At 56.6% G+C, this 14,332-nt stretch carries 13 protein-coding genes and 3 pseudogenes; 11 read left to right on the plus strand and 5 right to left on the minus strand.

Annotation, left to right across the window (positions count from 1 at the left end; all coding sequences use genetic code 11):
• Positions 1–1,125: 1,125 nt before the first annotated feature.
• From ACFXS9_RS00320 to ACFXS9_RS00335, 4 genes and pseudogenes are all read left to right on the plus strand, one after another.
• Positions 1,126–1,549 (plus strand): annotated as a pseudogene (locus tag ACFXS9_RS00320) (FAD-binding oxidoreductase).
• A gap of 89 nt (positions 1,550–1,638) precedes the next feature.
• A complete protein-coding gene (locus ACFXS9_RS00325) occupies positions 1,639–2,040 on the plus strand; it encodes a hypothetical protein (RefSeq protein WP_392683835.1) in 402 nt (133 codons plus the stop codon).
• A 223-nt stretch (positions 2,041–2,263) separates the two neighbouring features.
• Positions 2,264–2,380, plus strand: a complete 117-nt coding sequence (locus ACFXS9_RS00330) for a BBE domain-containing protein (protein ID WP_392683838.1) — start codon at positions 2,264–2,266, stop codon at positions 2,378–2,380.
• Positions 2,381–3,460: 1,080 nt separating this feature from the next.
• Positions 3,461–4,269: pseudogene (locus ACFXS9_RS00335) on the plus strand (nickel-binding protein).
• 1,121 nt (positions 4,270–5,390) lie between these two features.
• Here ACFXS9_RS00335 and ACFXS9_RS00340 read toward each other — a convergent pair.
• The gene (locus ACFXS9_RS00340) at positions 5,391–5,864 is read right to left on the minus strand and encodes a hypothetical protein (RefSeq protein ID WP_392683841.1); all 474 of its coding nucleotides are present in this window, start codon (positions 5,862–5,864) and stop codon (positions 5,391–5,393) included.
• Positions 5,865–6,416: 552 nt separating this feature from the next.
• Between ACFXS9_RS00340 and ACFXS9_RS00345 the strand changes: the two genes are divergently transcribed.
• The 4 genes and pseudogenes from ACFXS9_RS00345 (at position 6,417) to ACFXS9_RS00360 (ending at position 8,692) form a co-directional block, all read left to right on the plus strand.
• A complete protein-coding gene (locus ACFXS9_RS00345; RefSeq protein WP_392683844.1) occupies positions 6,417–6,713 on the plus strand; it encodes a hypothetical protein in 297 nt (98 codons plus the stop codon).
• A gap of 743 nt (positions 6,714–7,456) precedes the next feature.
• A pseudogene (locus ACFXS9_RS00350) lies at positions 7,457–7,510 on the plus strand (hypothetical protein); the annotation flags it as partial.
• Positions 7,511–7,601: 91 nt separating this feature from the next.
• Positions 7,602–8,129, plus strand: a complete 528-nt coding sequence (locus ACFXS9_RS00355) for an alpha/beta fold hydrolase (RefSeq protein ID WP_392683847.1) — start codon at positions 7,602–7,604, stop codon at positions 8,127–8,129.
• Positions 8,108–8,692 carry a hypothetical protein gene (locus ACFXS9_RS00360; RefSeq protein WP_392683850.1) on the plus strand — a complete coding sequence of 195 codons (585 nt, stop codon included), beginning with the start codon at positions 8,108–8,110 and terminating at the stop codon, positions 8,690–8,692. The genes ACFXS9_RS00355 and ACFXS9_RS00360 overlap by 22 nt, the downstream gene beginning before the upstream one ends.
• A 132-nt stretch (positions 8,693–8,824) precedes the next feature.
• Here ACFXS9_RS00360 and ACFXS9_RS00365 read toward each other — a convergent pair whose 3' ends face one another.
• The gene (locus ACFXS9_RS00365; RefSeq protein ID WP_392683853.1) at positions 8,825–9,493 is read right to left on the minus strand and encodes a DNA-binding response regulator; all 669 of its coding nucleotides are present in this window, start codon (positions 9,491–9,493) and stop codon (positions 8,825–8,827) included.
• Positions 9,494–11,240: 1,747 nt separating this feature from the next.
• Here ACFXS9_RS00365 and ACFXS9_RS00370 point away from each other — a divergent pair.
• From ACFXS9_RS00370 to ACFXS9_RS00380, 3 genes are all read left to right on the plus strand, one after another.
• On the plus strand, positions 11,241–11,633 hold the full coding sequence (locus ACFXS9_RS00370; RefSeq protein ID WP_392683856.1) for a hypothetical protein: 393 nt from the start codon (positions 11,241–11,243) through the stop codon (positions 11,631–11,633).
• A 241-nt stretch (positions 11,634–11,874) separates the two neighbouring features.
• Complete coding sequence (locus ACFXS9_RS00375) at positions 11,875–12,465, plus strand: histidine kinase dimerization/phospho-acceptor domain-containing protein (RefSeq protein ID WP_392683859.1); 591 nt, start codon at positions 11,875–11,877, stop codon at positions 12,463–12,465.
• Positions 12,380–12,673, plus strand: coding sequence for a sensor histidine kinase (locus tag ACFXS9_RS00380; protein ID WP_392683862.1), 294 nt, complete (start codon positions 12,380–12,382; stop codon positions 12,671–12,673). The genes ACFXS9_RS00375 and ACFXS9_RS00380 overlap by 86 nt, the downstream gene beginning before the upstream one ends.
• Positions 12,674–12,937: 264 nt before the next feature.
• Here ACFXS9_RS00380 and ACFXS9_RS00385 read toward each other — a convergent pair whose 3' ends face one another.
• The 3 genes from ACFXS9_RS00385 to ACFXS9_RS00395 all read right to left on the minus strand — a co-directional run bounded on the left by ACFXS9_RS00385 (position 12,938) and on the right by ACFXS9_RS00395 (position 14,218).
• Entirely contained in the window at positions 12,938–13,177 is a 240-nt protein-coding gene (locus tag ACFXS9_RS00385) for a hypothetical protein (RefSeq protein ID WP_392683865.1), read from the minus strand.
• Positions 13,146–13,817, minus strand: coding sequence for a hypothetical protein (locus ACFXS9_RS00390; RefSeq protein WP_392683868.1), 672 nt, complete (start codon positions 13,815–13,817; stop codon positions 13,146–13,148). Before ACFXS9_RS00390 ends, ACFXS9_RS00385 begins: the two co-directional genes overlap by 32 nt.
• Before the next feature lie 188 nt (positions 13,818–14,005).
• Positions 14,006–14,218, minus strand: a complete 213-nt coding sequence (locus ACFXS9_RS00395; RefSeq protein WP_392683871.1) for a hypothetical protein — start codon at positions 14,216–14,218, stop codon at positions 14,006–14,008.
• Positions 14,219–14,332: the final 114 nt, after the last annotated feature.

Consider the following 14,332-nt stretch of genomic DNA (forward strand, 5'->3'; position numbering starts at 1 on the left):
TTGGCCGTCGATGCCGCCTTCTGGCACTTCTCGGACCTGCCCGACCTCGCCGATGATGTCCGGTCATTGTGATAGAGAGGACATGATCTGGGACACTTAGCCCTCTGGCAGCCCCGCCAGACGCATGACCTGATAGGATCGCCCGCGGCTATGCCGAAGATGTTGGCCTGACGCGGAAATTACTTACATCAATATGTGTTCTTGTGCCCGGGCTAAGACGGCGAAGAGCTTCTTACTTTGAAGAGGCATCCGATGCTCGCGACAATCAAATGGAACTCCCGATACAGCGCTCGCGGATGGTGATGACGATGGCTGGGGCGCTCGTCGTCCAACTCCAGCGCGCTGAACGCAAAACGGCAGAAGGGTGAAAGCAAACCAAGGCGGCCACTTTGGAAACACTCGGACGACACCCATCATTGGGACCTCAACCGCGGAGGAATGGGTCCCCAACCTTGATCGGTGATCGTGCAACGCATTGCGCGTCCCGCAGGCCGAATTTCGAGACTTCAAGATTCCGCCGCTGGCGGGCCTGTCGAGATGGAAAGTGGTCGCGTGTACAAGTAGCTGGATCGGGAGTGAGCGCCCGCCGGCCGCTTGATCAGCGAATCAAGCAATTGCGTTGGGCTGTTTGCCGACCGCTTTCGGTAAACCATCTGATGGCCGATCGTGGCACCTTACGCGGCCACGGGCTACGTCCGTTGGCGGGCGGCCAGCGGGACTGCTGGGACGCTGTCGGGAGCGACGCGAATGACCCTGACCGTGTGAAAGACCCACAGCGGACGTTTCATCACGTTTCAGGCATCGGAGTGCTTTGCAGGTGAAAATTCAGCTACGGAAGAGCCCATCGCCGGTATTCTCGGAAACGCGTTAACATCAGAGCAATCGGTCAATGCTGCTGATTGATCCTAAGAACTCGCGCGCCAGGAAACTGATTGGTCGCAGCCTCAGCAAAAGGGGGGGGTGAAGGGTCAGCATGCCGATGGAACGCGCGCGTGAGCCTGACTTCTTCACCGCCTCGAGGGGAGGGCCAGTCACCAGGAGCGCACCATGTCGTCGATCGCATCCGTTGACCGTGCCGCAGCCGAGCTCGCGGCCAACTTTGGGGACAGCTCCAGAAACCTGCCGATGCCGGGTACGAGGAAGCCCGCAAGGTTCAATGGCCTCGTCGACAAACGCCCCGCGTTGATAGTCAGATGTCGCGGCGTTGCCGACGTCGTTGACGCCGTCAACCTAACTCGCAGGCTTGGCTTGGAAGCGGCGGTTCGTGGCGGCGGCCACAACGTTGCGGGCCGCGCCACGATTGATGGCGGGGTGATGATCGACCTAAGCCCAATGAAGGGTTCACGTTGACGCTAAGAGCCATCTGGCGCGCGCGCAAGCGGGCGTGACCTGGGCCGAATTCAATCGCGAGACGCAGCTGCATGGCTTAGCGGTCACGGGCGGGGTGGTCTCCAGCACGGGGATCGCAGGGCTCACGCTCGGTGGCGGGCTTGGCTGGCTTATGGGCAAGTATGGCCTTGCCCTCGACAATTCGCTGTCGACCTCGTGACAGCTGACGGCAAATTCTCCGCGCTAGCCCAGGAAGAAGAGCCCGACCTCTTTTGGGCTGTTCGTGGCGGGGGTGGAAACTTTGGCGTCGTGACCTCGTTCGAATATCAGCTGCATCCGGTGGGGCCAACCGTCACGGCCGGCCTCATCGTCCACGCGATTGATCGTGCGCGCGACCTGCTCGAGTTCTACCGCGACAAGACCCGATCGCTACCCGATGAGCACGCGCTGTTTGCAACCCTCGCGCATGCCCCTGATGGGTCTGGCACGGAAGTGGCGGCGCTGGTGACCTGTCATTGCGGTCCGCCTGCCGATGCCGAGAAGGCCGTGCGGCCGCTGAAGGAGTTCGGGTCGCCCGCGTTGGATGGAGTCGGTCCGATGCCCTACTGCCAGCTCAACAGCATGCTCGATGCCGGCTTTCCCAGGGCGCCCTCAACTACTGGAAATCGAATTTCCTCACGGAGCTCAGTGACGCTGCAATCAGCGCGATGATCGACTGTTTCGCGCGCTGTCCTGCGCCCATGGGCTACCTGCTCCTCGAGCATATCTCGATGGTGCAGCGACTGCGTCGGGGTCGGTGACACGGCGTTCCACATCGCAGGAAGGCCAACTTCCTCGTGCTCGCGCAATGGATGCGGCCGGCCGACACGAGCTGCTGCGTCGCGGGCGAGTACCTACGAACTGATGCAAGTCCTTCTACGCCCCAGGCCGGTATGTGAACTATCTCGACGACGACGAGACAGCAGATGCCGTCGCCGCGGCGTATGGCGCCAACTACCGGCGGCTGCAGCGGATCAAGGAGAAGTACGATCCGAAAACTTCTTCCGCATGAACCAGAACATCGGCCCTTGGCCTATAGACCGGGTGCCGTCCATTGCCCTCGCGCTCGGGTTTACTAACGAGCGCAACTCGCCCGCGCGGAGACGTCGAGAGCAACGCGTCGAGATGGCGGAGGTCATCGCTGCTCGCGTCAACGCCCTTCCAGGACACGACTTCGGTCCAATCTCGAATGACCGCTGCTGTGAAGGGTTTCGATGCCGGCCGCTTGAAGGACGGCGCCGCGAGTTCGGCGGCCGGCGTCCGAAAGCCTCCAAAGGAGGAAACCGCGCTGGGGGACGTAGGATGGTGCCGCGTGCGCGAGCTAAGTCGGCGCGCACCCGTACAACCTTCAGACGATCAGGAAGATCGCCCATGGGGATTTAATGTTCCGTGGCATCCAGTTCGTTCGTTGGCTTGGCCGTAGCAAAAATAACACACCACACAATCTTGTTCCAGACGTGAGTTCACCGATGTTTGGATCGCGGAGGCAAACTAATCTCTCGCGACCTGGAAAGCCCGGAGCTATGTGAGCCAGGAAACTGTTTCGAGCGGTTCGTCAAGAGCATCACCGCATTTGTAATTTGCTTGCATCGAGATTCTGACTGGCAATTAGCGACAGTGCGCACAATCGCGATCGAGAGTGCCTGCTGAGTTGGCTCTTGTGCAATGGTTGGTGCTCCGCCACGAACTCAAGAGTAGCACGTCTTCAATCATGGGATCATGGCGCGCAACGGGCAATTGCCCTGCTCGGGGTCTCGGATGCCTTGTCGCCTATTGTTGCCGTGGCGTTCGCCGCAGCGTCCTACCGCGCGAGCGGTTTAGTCCGTTGGCACCTTTTGAGACATGCCGACCGACCCTGACGATGTCCGTTTCCAGGGGAAGACCGGAAGTAGTGGGCCGACGGCTAAAGTGACGCGATTGACCCCCAGCGGACATCAGGGCACAGGAATTACACCTGCCCGGGCTTACTGCACTTCCAAAGCTTTACCAAGCTGTTACATTAAATGTCGCTTTAATGTCGCTTTCGGCGAAACGCCATGCTTAGTGCAGATTTCAATCGAGTCCGGTCAGAAGAAACGGTGGAGCAACACCAGTGCCAATTTTCCTCGACCGACACGATCTCTCGGGCCTGACAGCTTCCGATATCGCCGATGCATCGAAAAGACCTGGAAGTGCAAGATCAATACGGAGTTCGTTTCTTGACGTATTGGTTTGCATGAATCGCGCGGCACGGGCTTCTGTCTCGCATTGACGCACCGGATATCCAAACTGCGATGCGGGTTCATGACGAAGCTCACGGCGAGGTGGCGAAAGACGTGATCGAAGTGGGACCTCTCAGCCGTCCAGGCATTTCTTGGGGAGAGTGTCTGATCTGAACCGAGCGGCGAGGCAAACAACGTCAGAATCGATCTGGCCCTGCGGGCCATTATGTTCACCGACATCGTTGGCTCTACCAGCATGACAGAGCGTCTTGGCGATGCTCGATCTGCAGAGATGGTTCGGGGCTACGACGCGCTTGGTTCGCCGCGCATTGAAGGACAAGGGTGGGCATGTGGTGAAGCACACTGGCGACGGCATCATGGCATCCTCGCCGACGCGGCTGCCTCCGTGCAATGCGCCCGCTCCATCCAGAGAGCGTTTGAAGCCTTCAATCTGGCAAGCAGGAGAAGCTTCAGGTGCGAATTGGTATTGACGTCGAGCCGATTGCGGACAGCAACGACCTTTTTGGTGCGACGGGTTCAACTGGCTGCTCGCTTGTGTCGGTTGGCCGAGCCCGATGCCATTCTTGTGTCAAGTGCCGTTCAGGATCATCCGGGATCGCTTGATGTCACAAACATTGGTCCCTGCCATCTCAAAGGCTTCCTGCAGCCTGTTGACGTATACGGGATCGAATGGCGCTAACTGTCGCGACTCTGCGCGACGACGTCTCGATTGGGAGGCGACGATGTCCGCTGTTGAGAAGGGTTTCGGATGCCGGCCGCTTGAAGGACGGCGCCGCGAGTTCGGCGGCCGGCGTCCGAAAGCCTCAAAGGAGGAAACGCGCTGGGGGGGACGTAGGATGGTGCCGCGTGCGCGAGCTAAGTCGCGGCGCACCCGCAAACAACCTTCAGACGATCAGGAAGATCGCCCATGGGGATTCCCCCAATGTTCCGTGGCATCCGTACTTTCAATGGCTTGGCCGTAGCAAAAATAACACACCACACAATCCTAGACGTGAGTTCACCGATGTTTGGATCGCGGAGGCAAACTAATCTCGCGACCTGGAAAGCCCGGAGCTATGTGAGCCGAAACTGTTTCGAGCTGCTCGCAATGCGCATCACCATTTTAATTCTGCTTGCATCGAGATCCTGGACTGGGGCAATTAGCGACAGTGCGCACAATCGCGGATCGAGTGCCCGGGGTTCGAGTTGAATTTTGTGCTACGGTTGGTGCTCCGCCACGAACTCAAGAGTAGCACGTCTTCGATCGTGGGATCATCGCGCGCAATGGGCAATTGCCCCGCTCCGGATGCCTTGTCGCCCAGCCGTTCGCCGTGGCGTCTGCCGCAGCGTCCTACCGCGCGAGCGGTTTAGTCCTTTGGCACCAAACGGACATGGCTGGCCGTCCTGAGGATCATCCGCTCCTAGAGGATAGTGTTGCAAAGTCGAAAATCGAACGACAAATTATCGCGCACCAAAGTTGATTTTCAGCCGACTTAGCGCCACGGCAATACTCCGTAGCGCCTTGCGAAGCGCCGGGGGTCGTTTTTGTGTGAAACGATGTGGTTCCCTCATATCGCCGCGCGGGAAACGCATCAGCGGCTCTTAAAATTTTCGTTCGTCACCCCAAAGAGGACTTTTTCAACGCTATCAGGGGTAAAGGAGACTTCGACTAATCGGCCGCCGATGTCGCCTTCTGACCCAGACTTCGGGCCGATCGCCGAACAAGCTGCAGTTTTGGACAAAGCCTATTTCGCCACTAGATGCTTAGTGGGCGTTATCGCGGTGGGGCGGTCGGGGAAATGGCGAAGGTCAGCAAAGTGTTCAACCATGGGCCCGGACCTGGCCGTATCCGAATTCGCCATAATTCCTGCTTGGGGTCGCCCGACATGTTACTGAAACGGTCAGCACGGCGAAGGAAGGTTTGTCGGGAGCGCTCGCGATGAATCCGGCCAAAGTGCTCGCGGTCGGAATTAGACCGCCATTCGACTGTCGCGCGAAAGCCGTCCCTTCGTAGTCACTCACGTTGACTGGGCTCAACTCGCCCGAAACGACGGCGCCACCGCTTGAATAGCGCCGAATTGGCCAGTCCCTGCGGGCAGCGTGGCATCCCGAAGGATCGCCGCCCGTCACATCGGGTGCAACCTCGTTGAGCAACTCCAGCGATTTTCCACTCATACCATATTCCTGGAAATCAAGAATCCTGTGATGTTGCTGCCGGGCCGCGGCCCGCTTTTTCTGCCATTCCGCGCCGGACCAGTCGGCGTAAAGGCGGTGCAGAGATTCGCCGTGCCCCACCAGATGATGTTGGTTTCAGGATTGTAAGCGTTTGTGGCTTTGCGCGACTGCTGAGAATAGCAGGCCACCAACTGGGTTGGGACGCGGTCGTTCACGATCTGGCGCAAGCGCATCAGAGTAGCGCGCCTGTCAGCAATCGGCATCGACCCCGTCGGTCCGGTCCCCGGTCGGCGGACGCCGAGATTAACAAGTGCGACGCGGCCCCCGCGGGATCGAAATAAATAAGCACGACGGTTGTATGAGCGATCTAAAGGTCGCTTGGATCAAATGCCAATGGTGCAGCCATTTTGAGGAGGACGAATGCAATCGGCGCTAAAATTGCAGTAGAGGCAAGCCTTTGGGGAGAACTTCGGCCCAGACCCTGGCCGCCCATTTAATTTTTATTTAATTTTTTTATATTTTAAGTTTAATTCATACCTTTAATGTGGTATTTTAATGGCATTTAAAGGATCGGCTTCTGGGATTTTGACGAGCTCGTTTTGATGGCAGGAGGTGCCGGACGACAATCGATTTGCGCTCTGCGGGGGTGAACCCTTTACTCGGAGAAAAACTATGGAGCAGAAAAGTTCTCATTCGACGCATCCCAAAACTCGGGCTCAATTGGCTTCGGCCGTTCCGAAAGCAGATTGGCTTTTGATCTCGCAGCATCTCTGCGCAACAGGAGGTGCCGCCCTTGATATTGCTGGAGATGAAAAGATTCCCGACGAATTCGCTGACTGGTCATTCCGGACGGTGGCCCGCGTCGCTGTTCAGTCGTCTGGCGTAAAGAAAAACAATCGCCGTCGCATTCTATTGATACGCCACCACCAACTCATGCGGATGCAGGTGGAAGATCTTAGGGGGCCATAAGCGCGCCGGGGGCTTTTTCTCTCGAACAGGAGCTGCGTGCATGGAAGACCCGGTTTTAACATAACTAATCAACCCTACCTGCCGACCGTGTGTATCCAACCGCATCCAGTGAGATGTTAGTTTTCTTTGAAGTTACCCAAACGGCTCTGGTCAGGCCTGTCAACAGCAGGAGAGAGCTTTGGCCGACAAGAACGGATGCAGCCCTTTTTGGGATCCGACTGCCCTTGCGGTGCAACCGTGCGGAATATCGCGGAACAAAACCAGCTACTGATGCAGCGCTTCGCGTCTCATCCAGCCGGGCGCGATCAATTTCGAAATGGGCGGCACGTCAACGCTCATGTTCGATTTTTTCGAGCTCATGACCAGGATGATGACCGACCCGGTGGCAGTCGCCCGCGCCCAGATCGACCTATTCTACGACTCTAGGTATCTGGCAGAAAAATGGCGGGAACGCATGCTCATGCTAAGTGCACGCGAGGCCGATGCCCCGAAAGACAAACGCTTCAGGCATCCGGACTGGAGCGAGAATGCTATCTTCGACTTTGTGAAGGACAGTTATCTCGTTGCTGCCAAGTCGATCTCTTTTCTGCTATCCGCGAAGTCAAAGGCATGGACGAGGCCTCTGCTCGCAGGGTCGATTTCTACACGCGCCAGTTCGTTGATGCCTTGTCGCCTTCCAATTCCTCGTCACCACCAATCCGGAGGTCCTCACCGCAACCCTGGAATCCGGCGGACAGAACCTACTGCGTGGTTTGGAGAACCTTCTTGCCGATCTGAAGCGCGGCAATGGCCGGCTTGCGATTACAATGACCGACATTACGGCTTTCCGCCTCGGCGAAAACATCGCAAACGAGCCCAGTGAAAAATCGTCTACCAGAACGAGAGCTCATGCAATTGATCCAGTATACACAGTCGACAAGAGAAGTCCGGAGGCGGCCACTGCTGATCGTCCCGCCATGGATCAACAATTGCTATGTTCTCGATCTACAGCCGAAGAACTCCTTCATCAAATGGGCCGTCGATCAGGGACATACGGTGTTCGCCATCTCCTGGGTGAATCCCGATGAGAAGCTCGCTGAAAAGGGCTTTGAAAATTACATGCTCGAGGGACCTTTGGCGGCACTGGACGCGATCGAGTCCGCGACCGGTGAGCATAACGTCAACGCAATTGGCTATTGCCTCGGCGGAACCCTGCTCGCCTCGACGGCGGCATATTCGGCCGCGAAGGGCGACGACCGGATTGCAAGCGCCACCTACTTCGCGACGCTTGTCGATTTTACCGAAGTCGGGGATATGGCCGTCTTCATCGACGAAGGGCAGCTGGCGTCTCTCGAAAGACGAATGCGCGAGCGCGGCTATTTGGAAGCGCAGGATATGGCGGCGGTACGTTCAATATGTTGCGCGCCAATGACCTGATCTGGTCCTTCGTCGTCAGCAATTACCTGCTCGGCAAGGAGCAAATTCCCGTTGATCTTTTGTTCTGGAATTCCGATCCGACGCGCATGCCAGCGGCGATGCATTCGTTTTATTTGCGTAGGATGTATCGGCAAAATCTCCTGGCAAAACCCGGCGGCATCACGTTGGCGGATGCGCCGATCGATCTATCGAAAATCAGGACCCCGACCTTCATTCTGGCTACGCGCGAAGACCACATTGCGCCGTGGAAATCGACCTATGCCGCGACACGCTTGTACTCCGGGCCGATCAAATTCGTTCTGGGCGATGCGGGCCATATGGCTGGCGTGATCAGCCCACCGGGCAGCAAATATGGACACTGGGCGAACGACAATTTGCCGCTCAGTCCCGACGAATGGTTCGCCGGCGCGACGTCTCATCAAGGGTCGTGGTGGCCGGTCTGGGACGAATGGGTAACGCAACTCGATTCAGGCCGCGTTCCTGCGCGTGAACCTGGCGGTGGCAAGCTCACGATTATCGAAGACGCGCCGGGCTCTTACGGGCGGGTGAGATGGGCAGCGTAGAAAACAAAGCCCTCAAGATAACCGCACTCGTGAGGGCGGCGCATGGCCGTTAGGTCGCCGGTCTCCAACGAAGGACCGCCTCGGTGCGATTATGCGCCGAACATTTTCGCATGATACGCTGAAGATGGATTTTTATGGGTGTTTTCCGAAAGGTTGAGCCTGACGGCAATCAACTTGTTGGGAAGGCCGAGCTTCAGCGCCTCGAGCACGTGGGTGTTCGCGTGGCGTAAGGTCGACCATCGTCCGCTCCGGCACAGGCTTGGCGGCGCCGTTGCCGTCGTGCATTCCGGATGGCTCGGGAACGTCGTCGTGTTCCGATATCGTCTTGAGGCTCGACGCCCCATTTTGCCCAACGATCGGTAAGGGTCGGTAGACCCCACCGGCAAGAACCAGGCGTAATCCGGCGATAGCAACTTCGACCGGGATCGATGTCGGAAAAAAGCCACGGACTCCCCGTTGCATCGCGGCCGAAGCCGAAGGGTCGCCTCGTCGTCGCGATTTGACAACATAGGCAACCGCTGCGTTCGGACAGGATTTTGCGAGAAACGCGAGACTATCCTCAATCGAAGGGTCAGTGATCTCCTTGCCCCCGACATTTAACGCGATCAAGCGGATATCTCTGCCTGATAGCCAGTTCAGATCACTCGTCGTTGCCATTTCGACGATTTCGGATCCAGTGAGTTCTCTCTTGAGGATATTGAGGATGGAGGTACGCGCCAGCACATGTTGTGCGATGATCACGAGCACCGGCGAATTTTGTAGGCCCTGGGCTGGTTCTACAGGATGGGTAAAGTCGTCCATGATGTCCCCGAATTGAGAAGAATGCTGGGTTTCCACACCATTTCCATTTCCATTTCCAATTTCTATTTCTATGGAATAAAGCCTGCCTTACATGCACTGCAGCGAATTGCTGCTGATCGCTGCGTTGCTCTCGATTTTCGAGCGAGCCGGAGCGTGGCTCATGGGACCTTCCGGTCGGTTGCAACGGATCCTGGCGGCGGTTCTGTCGTTCCAGGCTCGCTGCAAATATTGCGATACGCCGTGTCCGTCGCTGAACCAGCGGGTCCATAGACGACAAATCCGGCATCGTTCTTCACGAAATACAGAAACGGCCTATTTCCGGCTTCTTCGTCCGACGTAATTCTTGCTTTGACGCGGCCGCAAATGGTGTCGACGGGCTGTCCGACCATATTTTTTCGAATGGCTCGTTTCATCTCAACGAACTCGGCGGACGCCGGGTCCTTCAACTTCGCGGCAATCGTGGTCTTGGCCTTGACAATGACTGGGTCGGACGTCTCGGCAGGCCGACCTGATGCCGGGAGCTTCGACTTTCGCTTCGATCACGGTGGACGTCGGCTTTTTTCGGGGGCCCCGGCCTGTCGCGGACGGCGGCAGTCGACCGCTCTTCCGCCCTCGCCGCGATAGTGGACTTGACTTTTGTTGCCGCGGAATTGGCCTTGGACGACGCTGGCGCCGGTTCAATCGGCCGACTGGCCGCCATCTTGTTGAGACCGCCGAACCCGTTTGGGTCCGCGCATGCTTCCATGCTGGCTTGCGGCGATAAAGGGTTGCTACAGCCAACCAGGGTCGCAGCCAGAACACCAATGAGAAGCGTTCTCATGCTAATCCCTCATGAGGGGCCTGAGGGCCGCTCGCACTTCTTGCGGCGATCTAATAATGTTGCGCTGGTCGTCTATCATTTGCGCAAAACCATTAACTGCTTGCTAAACGCCCGGCCTTTCGCCGCGGCAAGCTTTGCATGGTTAATGTCGACGCAATTCCACCGTCCTCATCACGGCATTGCTGAACATCGTTGCGAAGCGTGCGCTCCGATCCCAAGAGACCGCTGGAGCGCCGGCGTCAATTCGTATGCCCCATGTCCGCCACTGTCAGGAACCGGCCCTGCCGGGGCGGCCCTGGCGACGTCCGCTCTTGAGGGTACAACGGATGTGCGGTGCAAGCGGGGACACTTCCGAGTTTGACCCGAAGCGGACATATGGGGCGCTTGCAAGCGCGTACCTAGCTTATTTCAGCGACTTTGCGTTGTCGGCATGCGCTCGGGCGGCCATGTCACGCATTATTATTCGGACCGCCCCAGTTGCGAATTGTTGTAACGTGGCAAGCCCGATCGGTCCGCGGAATGCGATATGAATTGGTTCCTAAGATTTATCGCCATTGTCGCTGTACTTACAGCATCAATCAGTTCTGCAACCGCTAATCCTAAGCGGATCATGATCCTTCAGTCGAGCGGTCAGAATTTCAAGCCCTGGAGCGAATACGTGAAAGGTTTCCGGCAAGAGCTGGAACGTCAGTCACCCATACCGATCGAAGTGCAGAGCTTCCCCTGTAGTAATTGCTTCCGGTAGCGAAAGTGCTGAGAACCGACTTGCGGAGTATCTGAATGCGCTGTTCTCCAGCCATCCGCCCGCGACCTGATCGTAGCCTTTGGGGCGCCAGCCGCGGCGTTCGCGCAGCGGCATCGACGCGACCTATTTCCCCCTCTACACCAATGCTGCTTACGGCTATCGATCAGCGGCGTGTCCAGCAAATGAACGTCACCGAAAATGATACCGTGGTGGCCGTTTGGATAGACGTCCCGGCTCTCTTTGAGAACATTCTAAAGGTGCTGCCGAGGACGAAAACCATTGCTGTAGTGATCGGAAGCTCGCCGAACGAGCAGTTTTGGGTGCAGGAGATGAAGAACCAGCTCGAACCCCTGAAGGGTCGGGTTGACCTTCTCTTTTGGAATGAACTCTCGTTCGAGGAAATCTTGAAACAGGCGGCAACGCTTCCAAAGGACAGCGCTATCTTTTGGATTCAGCCTCAGATCGATGTGACTGGTGCCGTTCACGAGGGCGAGCGAGCTCTAAAAAGGCTTTATGCCGTGGCGAACTCGCCAATCTTTTCCCCGACGACTCATTCTTTGCTGGCGAGATTGTAGGCGGGCCGATGACGTCGGTCTCACAGGGTTCCCAAACTGCTGCCGCAGTCGCCGCCAAGATACTTGGAGGCACGAAGCCCCGAGCGATCGAGACGCCGGTTCTGCAATACGGTCCGGCAAAATATGATTGGCGTGAGCTCAGACGCTGGGCCATTCCTGAAAGTCGGTTGCCCAAAGGAAGTGAGATCCTCTTTCGCGAGCCAACCCTTTGGGAGCTTTACCGCTGGCAAATCCTTGCAATTTGCGCAGCAGTATTGTCGCAGGCGGCTATGATCACGGGCCTGCTTTATCAGAGGCGTCGGCGGTTTTTGGCCGAGGTTCAGGCACGCCAGCGGATGTCGAACTGGCGCGTATCAACCGCTACTCTATGGCAGGCGAATTATGCACATCTATCGCACACGAGCTAAATCAACCGCTCGGTGCTATTCTGCTTAACGCAGAAACGATGGAGCAGATGTTGCGATCATCTCCGCTGTCAGATGCAACTGAACTGCTTGGAATTGTCTCTGAAATAAGAAGAGACGATGAACGAGCTGGCAAAGTGCTTCAGCACATTCGCAGCTTGGTCAGAAGGGTTCCCATTGATGTTAGGCCGCTTGATCTCAATGAGGTCGTCAGCGAAACGTTGGATTTCTTATCCAGCCTTGCAATCGCCCGAAGAGTGCAAATCCGCCACAGTCTTGCTGAGCTGCCCCTGCCCGTGAAAGGTGATTACGCAACTTCAGCAGGTGCTTCTAAATCTCGTTGTGAACGCGTTAGATGCCACCGCCCACAAGGCGGTAAACGAGCGGGTCATTACTGTCCAAACGAAGCGCTCGGACAATTGGGCTGAATTTTCGACTGCAGATACCGGTCCCGGCGTACCCCCTGAACAATTGTCAAGAATATTCGAGCCGTTCTTCTCAACAAAGCCCAACGGGATGGGCATGGGCTTGTCGATCGCTCGAACGATTGTGGAATTTCACGGAGGGATAATAAATATTCAGAACCGATCGAGCGGCGGAGCTATCGTTATCGTGAGGCTGCCGCTCATCAGGTAACTCGGCAGATCTTGGTTAGAAAACACCTTCGTACCGGTTGCTAACGCAAAGCGAGGCGAAAGGGAAAAGTCTGCTTGTGGCACCTTTGAGACATGCCGACGCACCCTGCGAATGTCTGCTTATCGGGGTAGATCGGAAGTGGTCAGTGCACCGGCAAATCGCCGCGAATGACCCACCGGATATCGTTGCGTCGCGAGACCCGCACTGCGTGGGGACGTCCTGTTACCCAAAGTGCGGACATCAAAAGCCAACGGTTCAGCTATATCATCCGTGGCTGGAGTCTGCCGCGCGGCTTTTTTCTTGTGCGATAATTCCTTCTAGCCGCGAGATGTTCTCCAGCAGGCGCTGGCTGGTCAGCACGAGAAAGTAGTAACCGAATTGCGGATTTTGAAAGTAGATCTCGAGCAGCCTATCATAAGTTATAGTCATCACCTGCCCGTCTTCAATGCATTCGACGGTCGCGGTTCGCCGTTTATTGGGAGTAAGGAAACCAAGCTCGCCCATCAGTCGTCCCGGCGGAAGTTCGACATCGATTTCCCTGACCAAAAACTTTCCTGCTGACCGTCAAGAACATTTCGGTGGCCGCATCATCCTTCTTGAACAATTTATCGCCCCGGCGATATTTGCGCTCGGTCATGAAAGGTTTGAGCCATTCCAATGAGGTATCGCCCTCCGTCGCGATACGTGCCCTCTTGATCAGATTGAGCATTTGACGGAGGCGAATTGCATTGATAGGCAGCAACAGCAGATACAAGATAAAAGTCGCGACGTTTCCTGAAAGCGCGCCAAAGGCGACGAAGAATGTACAGCCGGCCATGTTCGCGACGCGCAGCGGCACCATTGTGTGCATCAGCAAGGTAGCGACAAGAAAGATGGCGCCAACCAGAGCGAACATGTTGGCAAGCGTAATGTTGGCTAGCACAATTTCCAGCAGCCGATTGAATAGTGCGTCGTAGGTGATGCTGTTGGGATCGAGGCCCATCTGAACCAGAATCTTTGCGATCCTGAGGTTGTCCGCCGCCGTATCAAGAATGCGGTTTAGTATCGTCGAAAAATCTGCACTGCTCGACTCCCATCGGATCTTCCCCCGCGCAAAAGCCGTCGGTATTTCGGTCGGATAACGCTTGCTGAGAACGCTGTTCAAAGAACGCAGCGCTTCCGACGAGGTGATCGATTAACCCTTAACGTTTCGCCTGCCATTTGGGCTCCTTCTGGAGCATTCGTTTGGCCTTCTTCTCCGCACGCTTCTTGAGATCGGCCTTAATCTTATCGATCAAAGTCCGTGTTCCCGGCGTCCAAACTTTGAGGGTCGAGTTCACTTTCGCCTCGACTTCATCGCTTCGTTTTCTTTGCAACCTTCTTAGCGGTCGTTGCTGACTTCTTGACGGTTTTCTTAGCCGCGTTCTTACCAGCCTCTTTTGGCGCGTTCTTCGAAGTTGATTTCTTTCGACGAGGAATTACCACAAATGGCGGCATCATAGGGTCGGCTAGTAAACCGTCACCGGCCATCGGCATATAGGTAACGGGTTGTTCGCCCGGCTTCACGGGGTCTGGCTCCATTGCATGTTGCACGGCGTCCGATACCGTGGTTGTTATGTTTTTCGACGGCGTCGTTGATCTTATCGACCAACTTCTCGATTACGTTTTTATCCTTGTCGT

The sequence above is a fragment of the Bradyrhizobium sp. RDI18 genome, from assembly GCF_043203335.1.
Classification (GTDB): domain Bacteria; phylum Pseudomonadota; class Alphaproteobacteria; order Rhizobiales; family Xanthobacteraceae; genus Bradyrhizobium; species Bradyrhizobium retamae.